Genomic DNA, 18,015 nt, shown 5'->3' on the forward strand with positions numbered 1-18,015 from the left:
TAAGCCGCGCCTCGTAGCCTGTGAATCGTCGAAACCCACACAGGAAAACGAAACCATGAAAACACTCACTACGCTGATCACTGCCGCCACCCTCGCCCTCGGCGCCAATCTGGCCATGGCTCGCGATCTGGGACCAGATGAAGCTTTGAAGCTGCGCGATGCGGGCACCATCCAATCCTTCGAGAAACTCAACGAAGCTGCACTGGCCAAGCACCCCGGGGCCACCGTCGAGGAAACCGAACTGGAAGAAGAATACGGTCGCCACATCTATCAGGTTGAATTGCGCGACGACAAAGGTGTGCAATGGGACCTGGAGCTCGACGCCAAGACCGGCGAAGTACTCAAGGACCATCAGGACGACTAATGCGACCCGCCCCTCTTCTCATCATTCCACTGACCTTGCTGCTCGCCGCCACTCCGGTGGCGAGCCGCGACCTGGATCAGGATGAAGCCCTGCGCCTGCGCCGCGAGGGGCTGATCCAGCCGTTGGAAAGCCTGCTGAACCAGGCGATGGAGCGCCACCCCGGCGCCCGGCTGCTGGAAGCCGAACTGGAAGAAGAGGATGGCATCTACGTTTACGAGATCGAACTGCTGACTGCAGACGGCGTCGCCCGCGAGCTGGAACTGGACGCGCGCGACGGTCGCCTGCTCAAGGACGAAGAAGACTGATGCGCCTGTTACTGGTCGAAGACAATGTGCCGCTGGCCGATGAACTGGTCGCCAGCCTTACGCGCCAGGGCTATGCCACCGACTGGCTGGCAGATGGTCGCGACGCCGACTATCAGGGCAGCAGCGAACCCTATGATCTGATCGTTCTGGATCTCGGCCTGCCTGGCAAGCCGGGGCTCGAGGTGTTGCGCGCTTGGCGTAGCCGTGGCCTGGCGACACCGGTGCTGATCCTGACGGCCCGCGATTCCTGGGCCGAACGCATCGAAGGGCTGAAAGCCGGTGCCGACGACTACTTGACCAAACCCTTCCATCCCGAAGAGCTGCTACTGCGTATCCAGGCACTGCTGCGGCGCGCCCACGGCGTAGCCAACCAGCCGTTGCTGCAGGCAGGAGGAATAGCCCTGGACGAAGCACGTCAGCGCTGCCACAAGGATGGTCAGGACATCGAACTGACCGCTGGCGAATTTCGTCTGCTGCGCTATTTCATGCTGCATCCCGGCCAGCTGATGTCGAAAAACCAGCTGGCCGAACACCTTTACGACGGCGAAACCGAGCGTGACTCCAACGTCATCGAGGTGCACGTCAATCGCCTGCGTGGCAAGCTCGGCCGCGAGCTGATCGAAACCCGCCGCGGCCAGGGCTATCGCTTCGGCGGCGCGCCTTGAAGTCGATCCAGCGCAGTCTCAGTATCGGACTGATCTCGGTGCTGCTGCTGGTCGGCCTGTTGCTGGTCCAGAGCAGTCTCTGGCTGTTCGAGTCGGGCCTGCGGCGCAACCTGGCCACCGATCTGCGGGAAGAGACCGAAGGCCTGCTGATGGCTGTCGTTCAGGGCCCGGAGGGGTTTGTGCTGGATTCGAGCCGGCTCAACCCTCGTTATCAGCGCGCATTTTCCGGCCACTATTTCCGCATCGACCTGCCGGCGCGCAGCTGGCGCTCACGCTCACTGTGGGACGCGGATCCGACCTGGCCGGCAGGCAATGGCATGGCCGAGGATCTGTTGGATGGCCCGCAGGATCAGCGGCTGTTGGCTTATCGAGCCACCTATCGGCGCGACGGGCAAACCATCACCATCAACGTGGCGCAAGATTACACGCCCATCCTCAAAAGCTTTACCCAGGTCAGGCTCAGTGGCTTGGGACTGGTCGGCCTGGCGCTGCTGGTGTTGCTCTTGCTGCAACGCTACGCCGTCAAGCTTGCCATGCGGCCGCTGGAGCGAGCGCGCCAGCAGATTGCGCAGCTGCAGCAGGGGCAACGTCAGCAATTGGACGTCCAGGCCCCGATCGAACTGCAGCCGCTCGTGGAGCAGATCAATCATCTGCTGGCGCACACCGACGACACCCTGAAACGCTCACGCCATGCGCTGGGTAATCTGGGCCACGCATTGAAGACGCCCCTGGCCGTGCTCGGCAGCCTGGTCCGACGTGAGGAAATGACAGCGCATCCGGAGCTGCAGGCCAACCTTGCGGAACAGCTCGAGCAGATTCAACAACGGGTCACGCGGGAACTGGGCCGCGCACGCCTGGCTGGCGAAGTGCTGCCCGGCAGCTATTTCGATTGCGCGGTAGAACTCGCCCCGCTGTTCGAAACGTTGCGGATGATCCACCGTCGGGATCTCGATCTGCATTGGAACAGCCATGAAGGATGCCGCTTGCCTTGGGACCGTGAAGACATGCTGGAGCTGCTCGGCAACCTGCTGGACAACGCCTGCAAATTTGCCCGGTCGCAGGTGCGGCTAACGATCGCCCCGATCACCGACGGCTATCTCATCTCAGTCGATGACGATGGGCCGGGCATCCCGACGGAACGTCGCGAAGCAGTGCTGGAGCGCGGCATCCGCCTCGATGAACATGCCGAAGGGCATGGGCTGGGGCTTGGTATCGTGCGCGATATCCTGGTTGCCTGGCGGGGTGAGCTGTCACTGGAGCAGAGCGAGCTCGGAGGGCTCTGCGTACGCATCCGCCTTCCGATGCAACGCAAAGGGCAGATACAGCGGAGCGGGTCGTAGCGGATGACGCGGAGAGTTACGGGGCGCGTGCCAACTCGTTGCGCATGTCTTCCAGAAGGGTCTCAACCAGCAGACCGTTCTGAACCTGTCGGCCCGACATCATCCGAGTGGCCTCGGTGCCGTTGAGCGGATAACCGACACGGACGACCAGGTAACCGTCTTCTTGCGGTTCCACGCGGGTCTTGTAATCAGGCGGAAAGTTATCGGCAAGGTGACGGGACAGGGTTTTCATGGGGGCCTCGTGCGCTGGGTCTGAAACAAAGACCCTGCTTTACACTCGGAGATTCCAACCACTCATCGGATGACTGTTCATCGGCAACGAAACTGTAACCACCCCTCACTTCCGTTCGTTAGCACCGTAAGCCAGCCACGCCAGAACGCCCATTCCGGCAAAGGCAGTAAACGAAAAAATAAGCGCATTCAATAACAGGCTCATGGGGGCGTTCCTCTATCTGCTTGCTTGAAGTACGCCCTGAATATATGTAGCTTCGCACGACACGTCGAGTCACCCGATAGTCGCACGTAAACATTTCCAACAGATGGGGCGCGCATGAAACGCAAGCAATCGATCAGTCAGGTTCGCTGGGATCTGGCACTGCGGTACCGCCTGATCGAGACGATTGCCTGGTGGGAAGGCCGCCTGACCACAGGTCACCTGATGCAGAGTTTTGGCATCAGCCGGCAGCAAGCGTCGAAGGACATCAACACCTACCTGAACGAACATGCGCCGGAAAACCTTACATATGACCGCCATCTGAAAGGCTACAAGCCGAGCCCGCAGTTCGAGCCGCTGTTCATCGATGGCAGCGCCAGCGCCTACCTGCACCTGCTGGATCAGAACCGCGACCGCGCCCCGCATATCGAAGGCCTGGCGCTGGCATACGCCCACACCGAAGTGCTGCACATGCCTGACCGCAGCATCCGGCCCGAGGTGCTGCGACCAATTCTCAAGGCCTGCCGCGAAGGGCTGCGACTGGAAACTGAGTACGTCTCCCTCGCCCACCCGGATGTCGAAATCCGCGTGATGGCGCCGCATACCCTGGTGTTCACCGGCACCCGCTGGCATGTGCGCGCCTATTGCGAGAAGAACCGTGGCTTTCGCGACTTTGTCCTCAGTCGCTTCCGTGGCGAACCGGACCTGATGGATGAAAGCGAGAACAGGCTCGAGCAGGACGAAGCCTGGAACACACCGGTAGATGTGGTCATCGAGCCGGATGTGCGACTCAGTGCGGAGCAGAAATCCATCATCGAAACCGACTACGGCATGCAGGATGGCGAGCTGCGCATCGCCACCCGTGGCGCGTTGGTGCAGTACGTGCTGCAGCGCTATCAGATCGATCCGAATACGGTGCAGGCCAATGCGGCGGCGCAGCAGATTCAAGTGAGGAATCTGCAGGGGCTGAAGGTGTGGTTGTACACATGACCATTACCTGCGGCCGCGTTCCCTGTAAGGGCGAATTCATACGCCCGCCCTCCTCCATTAGGCCGATTGCGAGTGAAGCGCCTGTTGATTGGGCAACGCACTGGCCCGTCGCCATTCGTAGGAGCGAGCTTGCTCGCGATCCGGCGTCGGAGGCACAACCAGATTTGGCAGACAAAGCGCTTAAGATGGCCCTAACCTCAGGTTTCGCTCTGCTGGGCGAGTCACTTTTTCCAAACGCCGAAAAAGTAACCAAAAACGCTTGCCCCTGCATCCGGGTCTCGCTTCGCTCGCCTCCCCTCATTCCATGCACACTCCGGGGGCCGGCGTACAAGGGCCATCCCTGGCCCTTTACGCCTCTCGCGGCATCCATGCCGCTCGCGCCCCTCCGCGCGGATTCCATTCGGCCTCCTGAAAGGGGCGTTCGGCGTCGTCTGCTAGTTAGTTCGTCAGCAAACAAGCAAAGCGTGCTTCTTTTGCTGTTTGCGAAGTTTCAGACAACTCGGTCCCAATCCCCCTTCAGGAGGCCGAGCGTGGGCGCTGCGCAGGGGGACGCGAGGCATGGATGCCGAGGGAGGACCTGGCCCTTGTACGCCGGCCCCCGCAGCTTCGTAGGATGGAAAACTGCGAAGCACTTTCCACCACGATTGATCCCACAATTGATATCGGACCTTGCCCACCAAAAGCGGTGGGTAAGCTTCGCGTTACCCACCCTACGATCTCTTGAAGATCGCAAAACCGGCTCGTTACACAGGCCATCAGACACCACCAAATCGCCCCTTTCAGAAGGCCGATCGCAGGTGGCGCGTAAGGGGTTGACCGGCATGGATGCCGCGAGAGCCGTGATTGGCCATGGATGGCCCTTCGCGGCGTGCCCCTGGAGCGTTACCGGAGTGAGGGATAATCCTACCCTGAGTTCCATGCCCAGACGTTCGCATCCAGTCGCGCCCCGCTGCGACTCCCACGAAAAAAGCCCCCTCGTATGCGTCTGATCCATACCTCCGACTGGCACCTCGGCCAGACCCTCCACGGCCAGGACCGCGACTACGAACACGCGCAGTTCCTCGCCTGGCTGCTCGACCAGCTAACCGTCCACCAGCCGGACGCTCTGCTCATCGCCGGCGACATCTTCGACACGGTCAACCCGCCGCTCAAGGCCCAGGAACGCCTCTACGACTTCATCGTCCGCGCCCACGAAAAGCTACCGCAGCTGGATATCGTGATGATCGCCGGCAACCACGATTCCGGCGGGCGCATCGAACTGCCCGGGCCGCTGATGAAGCGCCTCAACGCACACGCGATCGGCCGGATCAGCTGGCTGGCGGACCATCAGCTCGACCACGGTCGGCTGCTGGTGCCGCTGCACGATGCCAAGGGCGAGGTGGCCGGTTGGTGCCTGGCCCTGCCCTTTCTGCGCCCGGCGGAAGTTACCGGCGGTGAGGCGGGCGAGGACTACATGGCCGGCATACGCCACGTGCACCAGCATCTGATCGTCGCGGCCGAAGCCCAACGCCAGCCCGGCCAGGCGCTGATCGCCATGAGTCACGCGCACATGGCCGGCGGTGCGGTGTCGGAGGACTCGGAGCGCAATATCGTCATCGGTAATGCCGAAGCGCTGCCGGCCAGCCTGTTTCCCGAACCCATCGCCTACGTTGCCCTCGGCCACCTGCACAAGCCGCAAAAGGTTGCCGGGCAGGAGCGCATCCGCTACAGCGGCTCGCCCTTGCCGCTGTCGTTCGGCGAGATCAACTACCCGCATCAGGTCTTGCTGGTGAACTTCGACGGTGATCGGCTCGCCCGCGTCGAGGCGCTACCCGTGCCCCGCGCCGTGGAGATGATCCGCGTCGGCCGTGCACCATTGGCGGAGGTCATCAGCCAGCTCGAATCGCTGCCGCCGGTAGGCCTGTTCGCCGAGAACCTGCCCTGGCTGGAAGTGCGCGTGCAGCTCGACGAGCCGCTTCCGGACCTGCGCCAGCGCATCGAAACGGCGATCACCGGAAAGGCCTGCCGGCTGGTGCGAATCGCCAGTGAATATGCAGGGAAACGCGGTGAGGCCGACTCGGAGGTGCTACTGGGCCTCGACCAGATCACCCCGCAGGAGCTCTTCGCGCGCGCCTGGGAAGAACAGTTCGGCAACCCGCCGGATGAGCAGGCACTGGATGATTTCGCCAGCCTGTTGCAAGGCGTTGAGTTCGCTGGCGAAGGAGACGCCCGATGAAGATCCTCGCCATCCGCCTGAAGAACCTCGCCTCGCTGGCCGGTGAGCAGGTCATCGATTTCACCGCCGAACCCCTGGTTAGCGCTGGCCTATTCGCTATCACCGGGCCGACAGGCGCCGGAAAAAGCACCATTCTCGATGCCCTCTGCCTAGCGCTGTTCGGCAGCACGCCGCGACTCGACGGCGCCTCGCTGCTGAGCAAGGTGCCTGACGGTAGCGACGAGATCGGCAGTGGCGATGAGCGCAACCTGCTGCGCCGGGGCTGTGGCAGCGGCTACGCGGAAGTGGATTTTGTCGGCGTGGATGGCCATCGCTACCGCGCCCGTTGGGAGGTCAAGCGCGCCCGCGAAAAGGTCGACGGGCGCCTGCAGGCCAGCAACCAGAGCCTGATGGACCTGGACCGTGACCAGCTGCTGGCAAGCGGCAAGAAGCGCGAGTTCAGGGAACTGCTCGAAGCCAAGCTCGGCCTGACCCTGCCGCAGTTCACCCGCGCCGTGTTGCTGGCGCAGAGCGAGTTTTCCGCCTTTCTTAAAGCCGACGACAACGACCGCGGCACCCTGCTGGAAAAGCTCACCGATACCGGCCTCTACAGCCGCCTCGGCCAGGCAGCATTCGAAGCCGCCAAGCGCGCTCGCGAAACGCTCACCGCTCTGCAACAACAGGCAGGCGGCGTACAGCCGCTCGAACCCGAAGCGCGCCAGGCGCTGGAAGCCCAGCACCAGACGCAACTGGCCGAACTCAAGGCGCTGCAACAACAGCTCGAAACGCTGAAACAGCAAAGCCAATGGCTGCAGGACCTGGCCCGCTTACAAGGCGATCACGAAACCGCCCGGCAGCAGCTGAGCGATGCTGAATCCGAGCATGAGAACCTGGCCGACGCCCGCCGCATCCTCGGGCTGTTCGAACTCCTGGCGCCGCAGCGGCATCGCTTCATCCGCGAGCAGGAGCTGGCACCGCTGCTGGCGAAGGTTGAAGAGAACCTGGCTCGCCATGGTCGCGAGCACAGCGCAGTGCAGCAGCGGCTCGACGAGCTGGAGCAGCTCTGCAAGACGTCGACCGATGCGTTGAAAGCAGCGGAGCAGGCGCTCAAATCTGCCGAACCCCGACTGGTTCAGGCGCGCCGCGAAGAAGAGCGCCTTAGCCATCTGACCAATGACCTGGGTGACGCGCGGCGGCAAACCGAACACGCCGAAGCCGCGAGCAAGGCCGGCGAACAGACCCTCGCTCAGCTGCGACAGCAACAGGAACGGGCCGCCACCCAACTGGCGGCCTTGACCGAAGGGCTCGCCCGCAGCACCGAATTGCAGCCGTTGTGCGCCGCCTGGAATGGCTACCGGCCTCGCCTGCAGCAGGCCGTGCAAATTGCGGCGCGCCTGCAACAGGGCCGCCAGGAGCTCCCCGCTCTGGAAACTGCTGCCAAGACCGCCGAGGCTGCACAGGTGAAGGCGCGCCAGGCGCTCGACGAACTGCAAACTGGGATTGGCGGCGCAACGGGCCTGGCCGACCAGCTCGCGCAACTGAACACAGGGCTCGAGGTTTGGCGCGACGCCCAGCGCGAAGGCGAAAGCCTGGTCGGGATCTGGTCCCGCTATCAGCAGCTAACAGATCAGCAGCGGACGTTGCGCCATGAGCAGCGCCGCCAGCAGCAGAAGCTCGACGCTCTGACGCAAGCCGGCAAACTCGCTCGCACGGAACGCGATGACGCGGAAAAGGCGCTCAAGGTGGTGCAGGCCCTGCTGGAGCGCCAGCGCATGGCCCGCAGCGCTAATGTCGAAGCCTTGCGCGCGGCGCTGGCCCCTGGCGAGCCGTGCAGCGTCTGCGGCAGCCATGAGCATCCCTGGCATGACGGCAAGGCGCTGCTCGCCGCCCTTGACCAGGGCGACGAGCGCGAAGCCGAGCAGGCCCAGCTGCAGCTGAAGAGTCACGATGAAAAACTCCAGGCGCTGCGCGACCAGCACATCGCCCTGACCATGGGCATCAAACAGAACGCGCAGCGACACGCGGAAATCGCCGATGAGCTGGCGAAGCTGGAGCCGCAACTGACCGCACTTCCCCTCTATGCCGAGCTGCTGCAAGAGCCGGAAACAGGACGCCAATCCTGGCTGGACACGAAACTCGCCACGCTCAAACACGAGATCACCGCAGCCAACGCCCGCCAGCGCGAACTGCTGGCGCTGCAGCAGCGCAGCGAAACCCTGCAGCACGCTTGGCAAAGTGCACGCGACGCTTGCGTTCAGACGACCCAGGCCCTCACCGGCCAGCGCGACGCCATATCCCGCGATGAGGAACGATTGGACGAGGAACTGGCCGAGTTCTCCAGCCTGCTGCCGGCCACCCTGCTCAGCCGGTGGCGCGAGGCACCCGCCGAAACGTTTATGCAGCTCGACAGCCAGGTCGAGGCCCGGCGCCAGCAGATCGACCAACAGACTGAGGTAGCTGAGGAGCAGCAACAGCGCCAGAGCGCACTGGAACGTGAGCAGCTGCAGCAACAGAATCGTCTCGATCAGCAAAAGGCCTGCGCCGCCCGCCTCAGTGAACTCGAAGCCCGAGAGTTGGCTTGCCGTCAGAGCCTGCGCGACAGCCTGCGCGAGCAAACCAGCGCTGCGGCCTGGCAGCAGCAACTGGAGAACACGATCCAGACTGCTCGCCAGCACCAGGCCGACATTGACCGGCAACTCAACGAAGCGCGCGTCGAGCTGACCCGGCTTGCCAGCGAGCAGCAGAACTGCGCCGGGCGCCGCGACGAACTGCTGGCCGAACGCAAAACGCTAGGCGACGAGCTTGACGCCTGGCGCGCTGCGCATCCCGATCTAGACGATGCGACCCTCACCCAGTTGCTGCAACTGGACGACTCATTGCTCGCCGAAGCCCGCGAACGTCTGCGCGCCAACACCGAACTGCTCGCCCGCAGCCGTGAACGGCTGGACGGCTGCACGCAGCGGCTGGCCGCGCATCAGGCCGGGCAGCCCGATGCGCCGGATGGCGAAACCCTGAAACGCCAGTACGCGGAGCAGGAAATCAACTGCAACGCAGCCGAGCAACGCAGCACTGAGACCCGCGCGGCGCTGCTCGACGATGACCGCCGGCGCAACCAGAGCCAGGCACTGCTTCAACAGATCGCCGAGGCCACCAGCGAAAACCAGCGCTGGGGCCGTATCGCCGCGCTGATCGGCTCCAGCGATGGCGGCGCCTTCCGCAAGATCGCCCAGGCCTACAACCTCGACCTCTTGGTGCAGCACGCCAATGTGCAGCTGCGCCAGCTGGCCCGGCGTTATCGACTCAAGCGCGGCGGCAGCCCGCTGGGGTTACTGGTGATGGATACGGAGATGGGCGACGAGCTGCGCTCGGTGCATTCGCTGTCGGGTGGAGAGACCTTCCTCGTCTCGCTGGCCTTGGCGCTGGGACTGGCCTCGATGGCATCGAGCAAGCTCAAGATCGAATCGCTGTTCATCGACGAAGGCTTCGGCAGCCTCGACCCGGAATCCCTGCAGATCGCCATGGACGCCTTGGATTCGCTACAGGCTCAGGGCCGCAAGGTGGCGGTGATCTCACACGTGGCGGAGATGCATGAGCGCATCCCGGTGCAGATTCAGGTGCAGCGACAAGGCAATGGTCAGAGCGGGTTGAGGATCGTCAGCGGAGGGGGCGTCTAGAACTCAGGCAAACTTGACGGCCTTGAGCAGCAGCTTCGCTGTCATTCGAGGCTAGAAGCGAACCCGGCAGACGCCGCTTGTGGCTGCGCGCCAGGGTTCGCACAGGAAAGGGTGAAACGGGCTCACCGCTTGTGGCCGTGTGCCTGCTGCGACGAGAGGTCATCACCAGCGCCAGCAGGATACGAACCCAAGCTTTCAACAAACTGTCGATAACGGTGAACATCACTGAATCGACCGCCATGTCACCCTGCCGCAGCACCGCCGCGCAGTTACAGGCCATGCACGAGCAGGGCTTCGTTCTGCTGCGCCAGGTGTTGCAGCCGCCGCAGGTTGAGGCTGTGCGAACGGCCATCGATCGCCTCGAACCCATCCACTGGGACTACCAGGGTCTGGTCGACGATCACTACAAATGCGTCTTTAACCGTGATCCGTCCTGGCTGCCCCTGCTCGATCCTCCTGGTGTGATCGAGTTGGCTGAAGCCTGTCTCGGCACGGATTGCCACGTCATCGGCCAGACTGCCTGGCGCAGCCATCCGGGCTTCGTTGGCGGTGAACTGCATGCCGATTACCTGGCCTTGGAGCTGCCCGAGCACTGCTTTCACGATCCAGCTTTCGAGCTGCCGATGCAGGTCTGCACGGCGCATATTTATCTCGATCAGATCGATGCAGACCTCTGCCCTACCCTGGTGATACCCGGAAGTCACCGGTCCGGTCGCAAACCACGCACGGGTGAAATCCACTGGCAGGGTCGCGAGCCACAGCCTGTGCTCTGCGAAGCCGGTGACGTGCTGCTGTTTCGCAGCGACCTCTGGCACGCCGGCAGTCGCAATCGCGCGGCCGACCGCAGCCGCTACCTGCTGCAGGTGCATTACGGCCGCCGCATGGTGGCGCAGAAGTTCTCGCCTTACCTGCAATGGCGGTTCAACCCGGATGTGATCGCCGCTGCCACGCCAAGGCAGCGGCGTTTGCTCGGCGAGCATGAGGCGTCGGAATACGATTGAGTTGGATGGATACGGCGCGGCCAGCCCGATACGCAACCGACTGGCACATCCTCTGCATCGGAGTGCGCATCCGGCCGCAATACGCGGCTCGCTCACTCCAGTCGAAGAGGAACCCGCAATGATTTCCTGCCGTAGCCAAGTGACCCAGATGATCGTTTCTGCCAAGGTCCGCAAGCACCTCAAATGGACCCAGGTCGCGGAATCCATAGGCATGTCCAAGGAATGGACCACCGCCGGTTGCCTGGGTCAGATGGCCTTCGACAAGGCTCAGGCAGAAACCCTGGGCAAGCTGTTCGAGCTGCCAGACGAAGCCGTCGCCTGGCTACAGATCGTGCCCTATAAAGGGTCACTGCCCACCTCCGTGCCCACCGATCCGCTCATTTATCGCTGGTATGAGCTGGTCAACGTCTACGGCAGCACCATCAAGGAGCTGATCCACGAAGAATTCGGCGACGGCATCATGAGTGCCATCGATTTCTCCATGGACATCCAACGCCAGCCGGATCCCAAGGGCGACCGGGTCAACGTCGTCCTGTCGGGCAAGTTCCTGCCGTACAAGAGCTATTGATCAGCGGGTACGAATTTCTCCACGCGCCAGGCTCTCGACCTTGTTGCCCATCGGATCGCTTGCCTCGAGATCGGCCCCGCGCTCGCGTAGCGCTTGAAGCAAGGCATCCCGCTGGAACAGCGCGGCATACATGGCTGGGGTCTAGCCTGCATGGTTGCGCTGGTCGGGGTCGCATTCGGTGGCCAGCAAGCGCTTGGCAATGCGCTCCAGATTCTGGGTGTTTCACGCCTCAAGATAAGCGACGCGCACCAGCACGCAAGAGAGCGGGTGTATCAATCGTGGCGTTGCGGATGAGCTCAGCGCGTATTTGATCCGAGCAGTTGCGCGGCGGCCTGCTGCTCTTGCTGTTCACTCAGCTGCAGCTGCGTCAGATAGGCGGCCAGCGCCTCTATGTCCGCCTCGGACAGCTGGCCAGCGATGCCGATCATCACTGAACCGGCTCGGCTCGGGTCATTGCTGCGGAAACGGCCGAGGGCCTTGCGGATGTATTCATCAGGCTGACCGGCCAATCGCGGCATGGTCTCCTTGCCCTGCGCATGGCTGCCGTGACAGGCGGTACAGGTGCGCTGAAACAATGCTCCACCACGCTGGACCAGCGCCGCATCCGAGGCAGCGGCAGTAGGCTCGACCTTCTGCTGACTGAAGTAGACGGCTATGTTGACGCGATCCTCGAGCGACAAGCTTTTCGCCAGTTTCGACATCACAAAATCGACGCGCTCGCCCTTGGCGAACTTTTCGAAGGAATGGAACAGATAGATCGGATTCTGCGAAGCCAGATTGGGAATATGCGGGCGCTTGCTGTTGCCGTTTTCGCCATGGCAGTAACCGCAGAAGAGCGCGCGTTCTTGGCCGGCCGCATACGCCTGCTGGCGCCGGGACGCATCGCCCATTACATGCTGAAAGCGCTCCATCGCCTCTTCGCTGGCATGGGCGAAAGGAACAAGGCAACTGAGCAGAAGAAGGCTGAATAAACGCATGGCAAGTCCGGCGCTGAGGGGTGATGTGGCGTGTATGGCAGCCTCCGGACTATAGGGAGAAAAACAGTCGCGATACTGGCGCAGGTCAATAAAGCCGCACACCACCGCACTGGAATTCCGGCTCCGAGCAGCTGTTCGCAACATCTGAGTGCTTCACGATCCGCGCCGCAACGGGCGGGCGCGAGCGACCATGCTGGACCCGGTTCATCAAAGGGCGATCAGGCAACACCGGCCTGCGCGCTATTGCCACATTGACCACCCCAAAAAAAAACGGCTGACGGCGCAGATTTCTGGGCCACAGCCGTCTCGTATTCGACTAAAGTAGCAGCCCTTTTTGCCAGCACGAGCCGCGCAACATGCTTGATGGACATGCCGAACTGACCATGACCGTATTGATGACCCCGGACAAGGCCAACTTTTCGGGCAACGTACATGGCGGCACGCTGTTGAAATATCTGGACGAAGTGGCCTACGCCTGCGCCAGCCGCTATGCCGGCCAATACGTGGTGACCCTGTCGGTCGATCAGGTGAATTTCCGCCAACCGGTGCATGTTGGCGAGCTGGTGACCTTTCTCGCCTCGGTCAACTACGTCGGCAACACTTCAATGGAAATCGGTATCAAAGTAATCACCGAAGACATCCGACAAAAAACGGTTCGTCATACCAATAGTTGTTTCTTCACGATGGTGGCGGTTGGTGAAGATGGCCGCCCCGCCACAGTGCCTTCGCTGGAGCCAAAAACACCCGACCAGAAGCGTCGTTTCGCCCAGGCCCAGCAGCGCAGACAGATTCGCCGGGAGCTGGAAGAGCGCTACCGCGCGCTCAAAGACGATTACTGAGCCCAGCTGGCTGCCAATCTCCGCCTTCATTCGATCAGGCGGAGCGGCCAGCGATTCTCGTTAGGTTCGCAAGCCTCCCCATCCTGGCGCACCCGCCCGCGAGCCAATAAAACCCTATACAATCCGCGGCTTTTCGCACCGCCAATGAGGATCCGCCGTGAGCGCTTTGCCAGCCTGCCCCCAATGCAACTCCGAATACACCTATGAAGACGGCCAGATGCTGGTCTGCCCGGAGTGCGCCCACGAGTGGTCGGCGAATGCTGCAGAGTCCTCTGGTGAAGACGAAAAGCTGATCAAGGATTCGGTGGGCAACACGCTGCAGGACGGCGACACCATCACCGTGATCAAGGACCTCAAGGTCAAGGGCTCTTCGCTGGTGGTCAAGGTGGGCACCAAGGTCAAGAACATCCGCCTAGTTGACGGCGACCACGACATCGACTGCAAGATCGACGGCATCGGTGCGATGAAGCTGAAGTCGGAGTTCGTCAGAAAGGTTTGAAGCGAAAAGCTTCGCGCCGGGGCGGCCCTCCCACATAAGCAAAAAAACCACACCGCGCGCTCCGGTGGGAGGCGCCCCGCGGCGAATGCAGTCCGTAGGGTGGATCGCGCTTCATCGATCCACCGAGCGGAGCCACGGTGGATGTAAAAGGCGACATCCACCCAACGGTCCGATAGAAGCTAGCTTGCTGGCGATCGGTGCTCGATTGCTCCCGATGCCAGCATAGATACTGAATCAGGGCGTCAGGTAGGAAGAACGCGTCAGCCCCAGCCGCAACGCATCGATGTACTGGGTGCGTTCCTTGGCGCTGAGCCGCGCACTGGAGACCTTGTCGCGGTAGTAGGTCATCAGCTCTTCGGGCGACAGGTGCACGTAGCGCAACATGTCTTCGATGGTGTCATGGGTCTCGATGCCGGCGTGGTAGAAGGTGCCATCCTCGCGCTGATAGACGTTGACCGAATCGGTATCGCCGAACAGGTTGTGCATGTCGCCGAGAATTTCCTGGTAGGCCCCTACCAGGAACACCCCGAGGAAGTATTCCTCTCCTGCCTGGATCTCATGCACCGGCATGCTGTTCTCGATGCTCTGCTCATCCACGTAATGCTTGATCTTGCCGTCAGAGTCGCAGGTCAGGTCCTGCAGCACCGCGCGGCGCACCGGTTCCTCGCTCAGACGCTGCAGCGGCACGATCGGCAGGATCTGGTCGATCGCCCAGGTGTCCGGCAAGCTCTGGAATACCGAGAAGTTGCAGATGTACTTGTCGGCCAATTTGTCGTTGAGCTCATCGAGCACCGCGCGGTGTGAACGCTGGCGCGCCTTGAGCTGGTTGTACAGTCGGCGACAGATGGCGAAGTAGCTCTGCTCGGCCAGCGCCTTTTGCGCCAGGCTAAGCTTGCCGGACGCGTATTGCGCCGCGGCCTCGCTCATGTAGTGAGTGGCGCGCCAATAGGTCTCGGTAACCATTTCAGGATCGGTTGGACCGAGCAGATCGGCCAGCGCCTGGACGATCTCTGGCAGCTCGTCGTAGTTCTCGATGGTCGGCGCTTCGTCGTTGTGGCGCTCGAAGTCCGTCACCTGCATCACCAGCACGGCGTGATGCGCGGTCATGGCCCGGCCGCTTTCGGAGAAGATGTGCGGGTGCGGCAGTTCCTGCCGATCGCAGAACTCCTTGAGCATCCCGACCACGGTGCCGGCGTATTCATCGATGTCGTAGTTGATCGAACTGGCATTGCGCGAGTGCGTGCCGTCGTAGTCGACACCGAGGCCGCCACCCACATCGATATGATCGACCGGCAACCCGAGCGCGCGCAGCTCGGCGTAATAACGGATGGCTTCGCGGAAGCCGTCACGATAGTCCGCCAGGTTGGCAATCTGCGAGCCCATGTGGAAGTGCAGCAGCCGCACGCCCTGCTCGACGCCCGCCGCGCGGAAACGCTCGATGACGGTGAGCAACTGCGCGGCGGACAGGCCGAACTTGGACTTCTCACCCCCCGTGTCAGCCCACTTGCTCGAAGCCAGCGACGAAAGCCGCACGCGCAAGCCAACCTGCGGGATCACCTTCAGCTCGGCCGCTTCCTCGATGACCATGCCCACTTCCGACATCTTCTCGATGACGATGAAGACGTTGTGGCCAAGCTTCTGCCCCATCAACGCCAGGCGGATGAATTCGCGGTCCTTGTAGCCGTTGCAGACGATGGTGCCACCCTTCGGCGCCAGCGCCAGCACGGCCATCAGTTCCGGTTTAGAGCCCGCTTCGAGGCCGATCGAAACATTCTGCGTGGCGATGATGTTCTCGATCACCGCCTCTTGCTGGTTGACCTTGATCGGGTACAGCGCGGTGTACTTGCTCTGGTATTCCAGGCGCTCGATATTGGCATCGAAGGCACCGGTCAAATGACGCACTCGGTCCTGAAGAATGTCCGGGAAGCGCACCAGCAGCGGCAGGGTCAACCCAGCGTCGCGTAGCTGCTCAATCAGCCCGGTGAATTCAACCGCCGCACCATTGGGACCCTGCGGGCGCACCTCGACATGACCGTCGTCACTGATCGAAAAATATCCTGCACCCCAGTGGCGAATACCGTAGACGCTACGGCTATCCGCTGCGGTCCATTGGCTGCCGTCATCTTTACGTGTGCGTCTTACAGGCATCTAGGCCTCCTGCGAAATGGGATGAGTCTGTCGAGCTGGTGCGACAACAGGGCTGTCCGAGCTTGGACAGCCGGCGTGCCCGGAAATAAGCGCACGCGCCGGATTGATCAGGTCGAGCGGTCAACCGCCCGACTTCTTAGCCTTGAATCCGCGCTTGATCAGTTCGTCGATAAGCAATTGAACATGGTCGCCCTGGATCTCGATCACGCCTTCTTTGAGCGCGCCGCCGGTACCGCAGCGGCGCTTTAGCGCACTGGCCAGTTCCTTGAGTTCAGCTTCAGCGAGGGGAACGCCGGATATGGTCGTTACCGTCTTGCCGCCCCGCCCTTTGCTTTCCCGGCGAACACGAGCGATGCCATCACCCGCGGGAATCAGCAGTTGCTTGCAGATGCAGGCGTCCAGCGGTTGGCTGCAATCTGGGCAGTGGCGCCCCGTGTCGGTGGAAAAGACCAGACCGCCAAGGCCTGAAAGGGACGTGGTTTTCTTGGCCACACACAACCTCTTGAAGACAGAAATCGGCGCGACAAGGCTCAGCGCCATAAAGCCGTCCAATTTAACAGCAAAACCCGCGCACTCGAAGGGCTGCGCAGCGCTTTGCTGCAAACGCCGCCGAATAGCACGACAGCACCGCACTGAGTGATGAAATGCTGCGTTCAAGCTGCTGAAAGACCCGCCGCTCTGCCTTTTGACCATCGGTTACGCATGCGTAACGGCAGACGTTGTGTACGGTCCGATCCGCGGCGAATGCCGACGCGCCTCAGCCCAAGGGTATTGGTGCCGGACATGACGGTTCAACGAAACGACGCGCCCGACAATCAAACCCAAAACCAGCGCCGCGTTGGTCATCGATACACCGTGCGCTCGAGGTCCTTGGCAGTATCAGAATCAGAGTCGACCAGCAGGAGCGTACGGCTCAGGATCAATGCAAGGCGATCGATCCAGCATCAGATCCGTCAATAGCTGGCATGAAGCAGGCGCCAATACCAGGCCGTTTCGGAAATGTCCGCAGTTGAGCCAAAGCCCCTCGTGGCCTGGCACCGGCCCTATATAAGGAATGCCCTCAGGCGAAGCAGGACGCAGACCCGCCCAATGCTTGACCACTGTTGCATCAGCCAGCCCAGGAAGCAGCTCAATGGCCGTCTCTCGGAGGCTTTCCAGGGCATCTTCGGTTGGCGTCTTGTCGAAACCGACATCCTCCAAAGTACTGCCCACGAGAATGTGACCGTCACGCCGCGGAATCGCATAACGCCGCTTGGCCAGCACCATGCTCGGCAGGAAATTTTCGGCGCACTTGAACAAGATCATCTGGCCCTTCATGGGCTTGACCGGCAGCTCGAGCCCCAGCGTTGCAAGCAGCCGCCCACTCCAGGCGCCCGCCGCAACGACAACCTGCTCGGCACGCATCTCACCCTGCGCCGTTTGCACGCCGACGACTCGCGCTCCGTCATTAATGAAACCGCTTACAGGGCAATGTTCGATGATCGTGACATTGGGCAGCTTCGCCAAAGCTGCACGCAGCGCCTGCAATAAACGAGGATTACGGACATTGGCGACGCCTGGCATGTAAACCGCGCTGGAGAAACCTTCGCCAAGCGAGGGCACAGCGGTGTGTACCTGCTCCATGTCTACCGGGTGCAGCGGCCGACCATGGCGGTGTGCCCAGGCTAGGGCCTGATCCTCGTCTTTCAAGTCCAACCAGTAGAGACCCGTCTCGTGAACCTCCGGATCGACCCCGCTCTGCTGTAACAGCGTCTCACCGAGCTTGGGGTAGTAGTCCTGTGACCAGTGTGCTAGCGCCGTTATCGCCGGGCCGTAACGCCAAGGATAAAGAGGAGAAACGATACCTCCGCCTGCCCAGGAGGCTTCCTGGCCGGCCGCGGATTGATCAATTACCATGACCTTACAACCAGCCTGTGCTAGCAAAAAAGCAGACTGGAGCCCTATCGCTCCAGCTCCGATGACCAAGACATTCATAAACCGTTACTCACCTATTTCAAATGGCGAGGTTATAAAACACT

The 18,015-nt window shown here is 61.9% G+C and carries 16 protein-coding genes and 1 pseudogene; 11 read left to right on the forward strand and 6 right to left on the reverse strand.

The features are described from left to right. Nucleotides 1-55: 55 nt before the first annotated feature. The 4 genes from RT21_RS18325 to RT21_RS18340 are packed head-to-tail and all read left to right on the forward strand — an operon-like array spanning nucleotide 56 to nucleotide 2,674. The gene (locus tag RT21_RS18325) at nucleotides 56-364 is read left to right on the forward strand and encodes a PepSY domain-containing protein (RefSeq protein WP_019339745.1); all 309 of its coding nucleotides are present in this window, start codon (nucleotides 56-58) and stop codon (nucleotides 362-364) included. Next, a complete protein-coding gene (locus RT21_RS18330; protein WP_045430242.1) occupies nucleotides 364-669 on the forward strand; it encodes a PepSY domain-containing protein in 306 nt (101 codons plus the stop codon). Before RT21_RS18325 ends, RT21_RS18330 begins: the two co-directional genes overlap by 1 nt. Next, the gene (locus tag RT21_RS18335; protein WP_046163866.1) at nucleotides 669-1,334 is read left to right on the forward strand and encodes a response regulator transcription factor; all 666 of its coding nucleotides are present in this window, start codon (nucleotides 669-671) and stop codon (nucleotides 1,332-1,334) included. Before RT21_RS18330 ends, RT21_RS18335 begins: the two co-directional genes overlap by 1 nt. Then, on the forward strand, nucleotides 1,331-2,674 hold the full coding sequence (locus tag RT21_RS18340; protein ID WP_046163867.1) for a sensor histidine kinase: 1,344 nt from the start codon (nucleotides 1,331-1,333) through the stop codon (nucleotides 2,672-2,674). Before RT21_RS18335 ends, RT21_RS18340 begins: the two co-directional genes overlap by 4 nt. 16 nt (nucleotides 2,675-2,690) lie before the next feature. Here RT21_RS18340 and RT21_RS18345 read toward each other — a convergent pair whose 3' ends face one another. Beyond that, a complete protein-coding gene (locus RT21_RS18345) occupies nucleotides 2,691-2,906 on the reverse strand; it encodes a hypothetical protein (protein ID WP_045430251.1) in 216 nt (71 codons plus the stop codon). Nucleotides 2,907-3,224: 318 nt separating this feature from the next. Here RT21_RS18345 and RT21_RS18350 point away from each other — a divergent pair, with 318 nt between their 5' ends. The 5 genes from RT21_RS18350 to cynS all read left to right on the forward strand — a co-directional run bounded on the left by RT21_RS18350 (nucleotide 3,225) and on the right by cynS (nucleotide 11,534). Next, nucleotides 3,225-4,097, forward strand: a complete 873-nt coding sequence (locus RT21_RS18350) for a helix-turn-helix transcriptional regulator (protein WP_046163868.1) — start codon at nucleotides 3,225-3,227, stop codon at nucleotides 4,095-4,097. A 979-nt stretch (nucleotides 4,098-5,076) separates the two neighbouring features. Then, the gene (locus RT21_RS18355; RefSeq protein WP_046163869.1) at nucleotides 5,077-6,312 is read left to right on the forward strand and encodes an exonuclease SbcCD subunit D C-terminal domain-containing protein; all 1,236 of its coding nucleotides are present in this window, start codon (nucleotides 5,077-5,079) and stop codon (nucleotides 6,310-6,312) included. Continuing rightward, a complete protein-coding gene (locus tag RT21_RS18360; RefSeq protein ID WP_046163870.1) occupies nucleotides 6,309-9,965 on the forward strand; it encodes an AAA family ATPase in 3,657 nt (1,218 codons plus the stop codon). Before RT21_RS18355 ends, RT21_RS18360 begins: the two co-directional genes overlap by 4 nt. Before the next feature lie 239 nt (nucleotides 9,966-10,204). After that, nucleotides 10,205-10,966: a phytanoyl-CoA dioxygenase family protein gene (locus tag RT21_RS18365; protein WP_046163962.1), complete on the forward strand. Its 762-nt coding sequence runs from the start codon at nucleotides 10,205-10,207 to the stop codon at nucleotides 10,964-10,966. Between the two features lie 118 nt (nucleotides 10,967-11,084). Further along, complete coding sequence (cynS, locus tag RT21_RS18370; protein WP_045430260.1) at nucleotides 11,085-11,534, forward strand: cyanase; 450 nt, start codon at nucleotides 11,085-11,087, stop codon at nucleotides 11,532-11,534. Here cynS and RT21_RS18375 read toward each other — a convergent pair. Both RT21_RS18375 and RT21_RS18380 read right to left on the reverse strand, forming a co-directional pair. Continuing rightward, a pseudogene (locus RT21_RS18375) lies at nucleotides 11,535-11,738 on the reverse strand (hypothetical protein); the annotation flags it as partial. Nucleotides 11,739-11,830: 92 nt separating this feature from the next. Beyond that, nucleotides 11,831-12,511 carry a c-type cytochrome gene (locus tag RT21_RS18380; protein ID WP_046163871.1) on the reverse strand — a complete coding sequence of 227 codons (681 nt, stop codon included), beginning with the start codon at nucleotides 12,509-12,511 and terminating at the stop codon, nucleotides 11,831-11,833. A gap of 356 nt (nucleotides 12,512-12,867) precedes the next feature. Here RT21_RS18380 and RT21_RS18385 point away from each other — a divergent pair, with 356 nt between their 5' ends. Both RT21_RS18385 and RT21_RS18390 read left to right on the forward strand, forming a co-directional pair. Beyond that, nucleotides 12,868-13,350, forward strand: coding sequence for an acyl-CoA thioesterase (locus RT21_RS18385; protein ID WP_045430271.1), 483 nt, complete (start codon nucleotides 12,868-12,870; stop codon nucleotides 13,348-13,350). A 157-nt stretch (nucleotides 13,351-13,507) separates the two neighbouring features. Further along, nucleotides 13,508-13,849, forward strand: a complete 342-nt coding sequence (locus tag RT21_RS18390; RefSeq protein WP_046163872.1) for a zinc ribbon domain-containing protein YjdM — start codon at nucleotides 13,508-13,510, stop codon at nucleotides 13,847-13,849. Between the two features lie 234 nt (nucleotides 13,850-14,083). Here the strand turns inward: RT21_RS18390 and speA are convergent, their stop codons facing one another. The 3 genes from speA to thiO all read right to left on the reverse strand — a co-directional run bounded on the left by speA (nucleotide 14,084) and on the right by thiO (nucleotide 17,971). Further along, entirely contained in the window at nucleotides 14,084-15,997 is a 1,914-nt protein-coding gene (speA, locus tag RT21_RS18395) for an arginine decarboxylase (RefSeq protein ID WP_045430274.1), read from the reverse strand. Nucleotides 15,998-16,117: 120 nt separating this feature from the next. Further along, nucleotides 16,118-16,489: a translation initiation factor Sui1 gene (locus RT21_RS18400; RefSeq protein ID WP_046163963.1), complete on the reverse strand. Its 372-nt coding sequence runs from the start codon at nucleotides 16,487-16,489 to the stop codon at nucleotides 16,118-16,120. Between the two features lie 393 nt (nucleotides 16,490-16,882). Further along, the gene (gene thiO / locus RT21_RS18405) at nucleotides 16,883-17,971 is read right to left on the reverse strand and encodes a glycine oxidase ThiO (RefSeq protein WP_046163873.1); all 1,089 of its coding nucleotides are present in this window, start codon (nucleotides 17,969-17,971) and stop codon (nucleotides 16,883-16,885) included. Between the last annotated feature and the right edge of the window lie 44 nt (nucleotides 17,972-18,015).

Origin of the sequence: Pseudomonas sp. 10B238 (assembly GCF_000970615.1) — a bacterium.
GTDB lineage: Bacteria > Pseudomonadota > Gammaproteobacteria > Pseudomonadales > Pseudomonadaceae > Stutzerimonas.

Excerpts from the sequence above, each read along its gene's own strand:
- RT21_RS18325 (WP_019339745.1), top strand. The coding sequence starts at position 56 with ATGAAAACACTCACTACGCTGATCACTGCCGCCACCCTCGCCCTCGGC.
- RT21_RS18330 (WP_045430242.1), top strand. The coding sequence starts at position 364 with ATGCGACCCGCCCCTCTTCTCATCATTCCACTGACCTTGCTGCTCGCC.
- RT21_RS18360 (WP_046163870.1), top strand. The coding sequence starts at position 6,309 with ATGAAGATCCTCGCCATCCGCCTGAAGAACCTCGCCTCGCTGGCCGGT.
- RT21_RS18380 (WP_046163871.1), bottom strand. The coding sequence starts at position 12,511 with ATGCGTTTATTCAGCCTTCTTCTGCTCAGTTGCCTTGTTCCTTTCGCC.
- RT21_RS18365 (WP_046163962.1), top strand. The coding sequence starts at position 10,205 with ATGTCACCCTGCCGCAGCACCGCCGCGCAGTTACAGGCCATGCACGAG.
- RT21_RS18350 (WP_046163868.1), top strand. The coding sequence starts at position 3,225 with ATGAAACGCAAGCAATCGATCAGTCAGGTTCGCTGGGATCTGGCACTG.
- RT21_RS18335 (WP_046163866.1), top strand. The coding sequence starts at position 669 with ATGCGCCTGTTACTGGTCGAAGACAATGTGCCGCTGGCCGATGAACTG.
- RT21_RS18385 (WP_045430271.1), top strand. The coding sequence starts at position 12,868 with ATGCTTGATGGACATGCCGAACTGACCATGACCGTATTGATGACCCCG.
- cynS (WP_045430260.1), top strand. The coding sequence starts at position 11,085 with ATGATTTCCTGCCGTAGCCAAGTGACCCAGATGATCGTTTCTGCCAAG.
- RT21_RS18345 (WP_045430251.1), bottom strand. The coding sequence starts at position 2,906 with ATGAAAACCCTGTCCCGTCACCTTGCCGATAACTTTCCGCCTGATTAC.
- thiO (WP_046163873.1), bottom strand. The coding sequence starts at position 17,971 with ATGAATGTCTTGGTCATCGGAGCTGGAGCGATAGGGCTCCAGTCTGCT.
- speA (WP_045430274.1), bottom strand. The coding sequence starts at position 15,997 with ATGCCTGTAAGACGCACACGTAAAGATGACGGCAGCCAATGGACCGCA.
- RT21_RS18355 (WP_046163869.1), top strand. The coding sequence starts at position 5,077 with ATGCGTCTGATCCATACCTCCGACTGGCACCTCGGCCAGACCCTCCAC.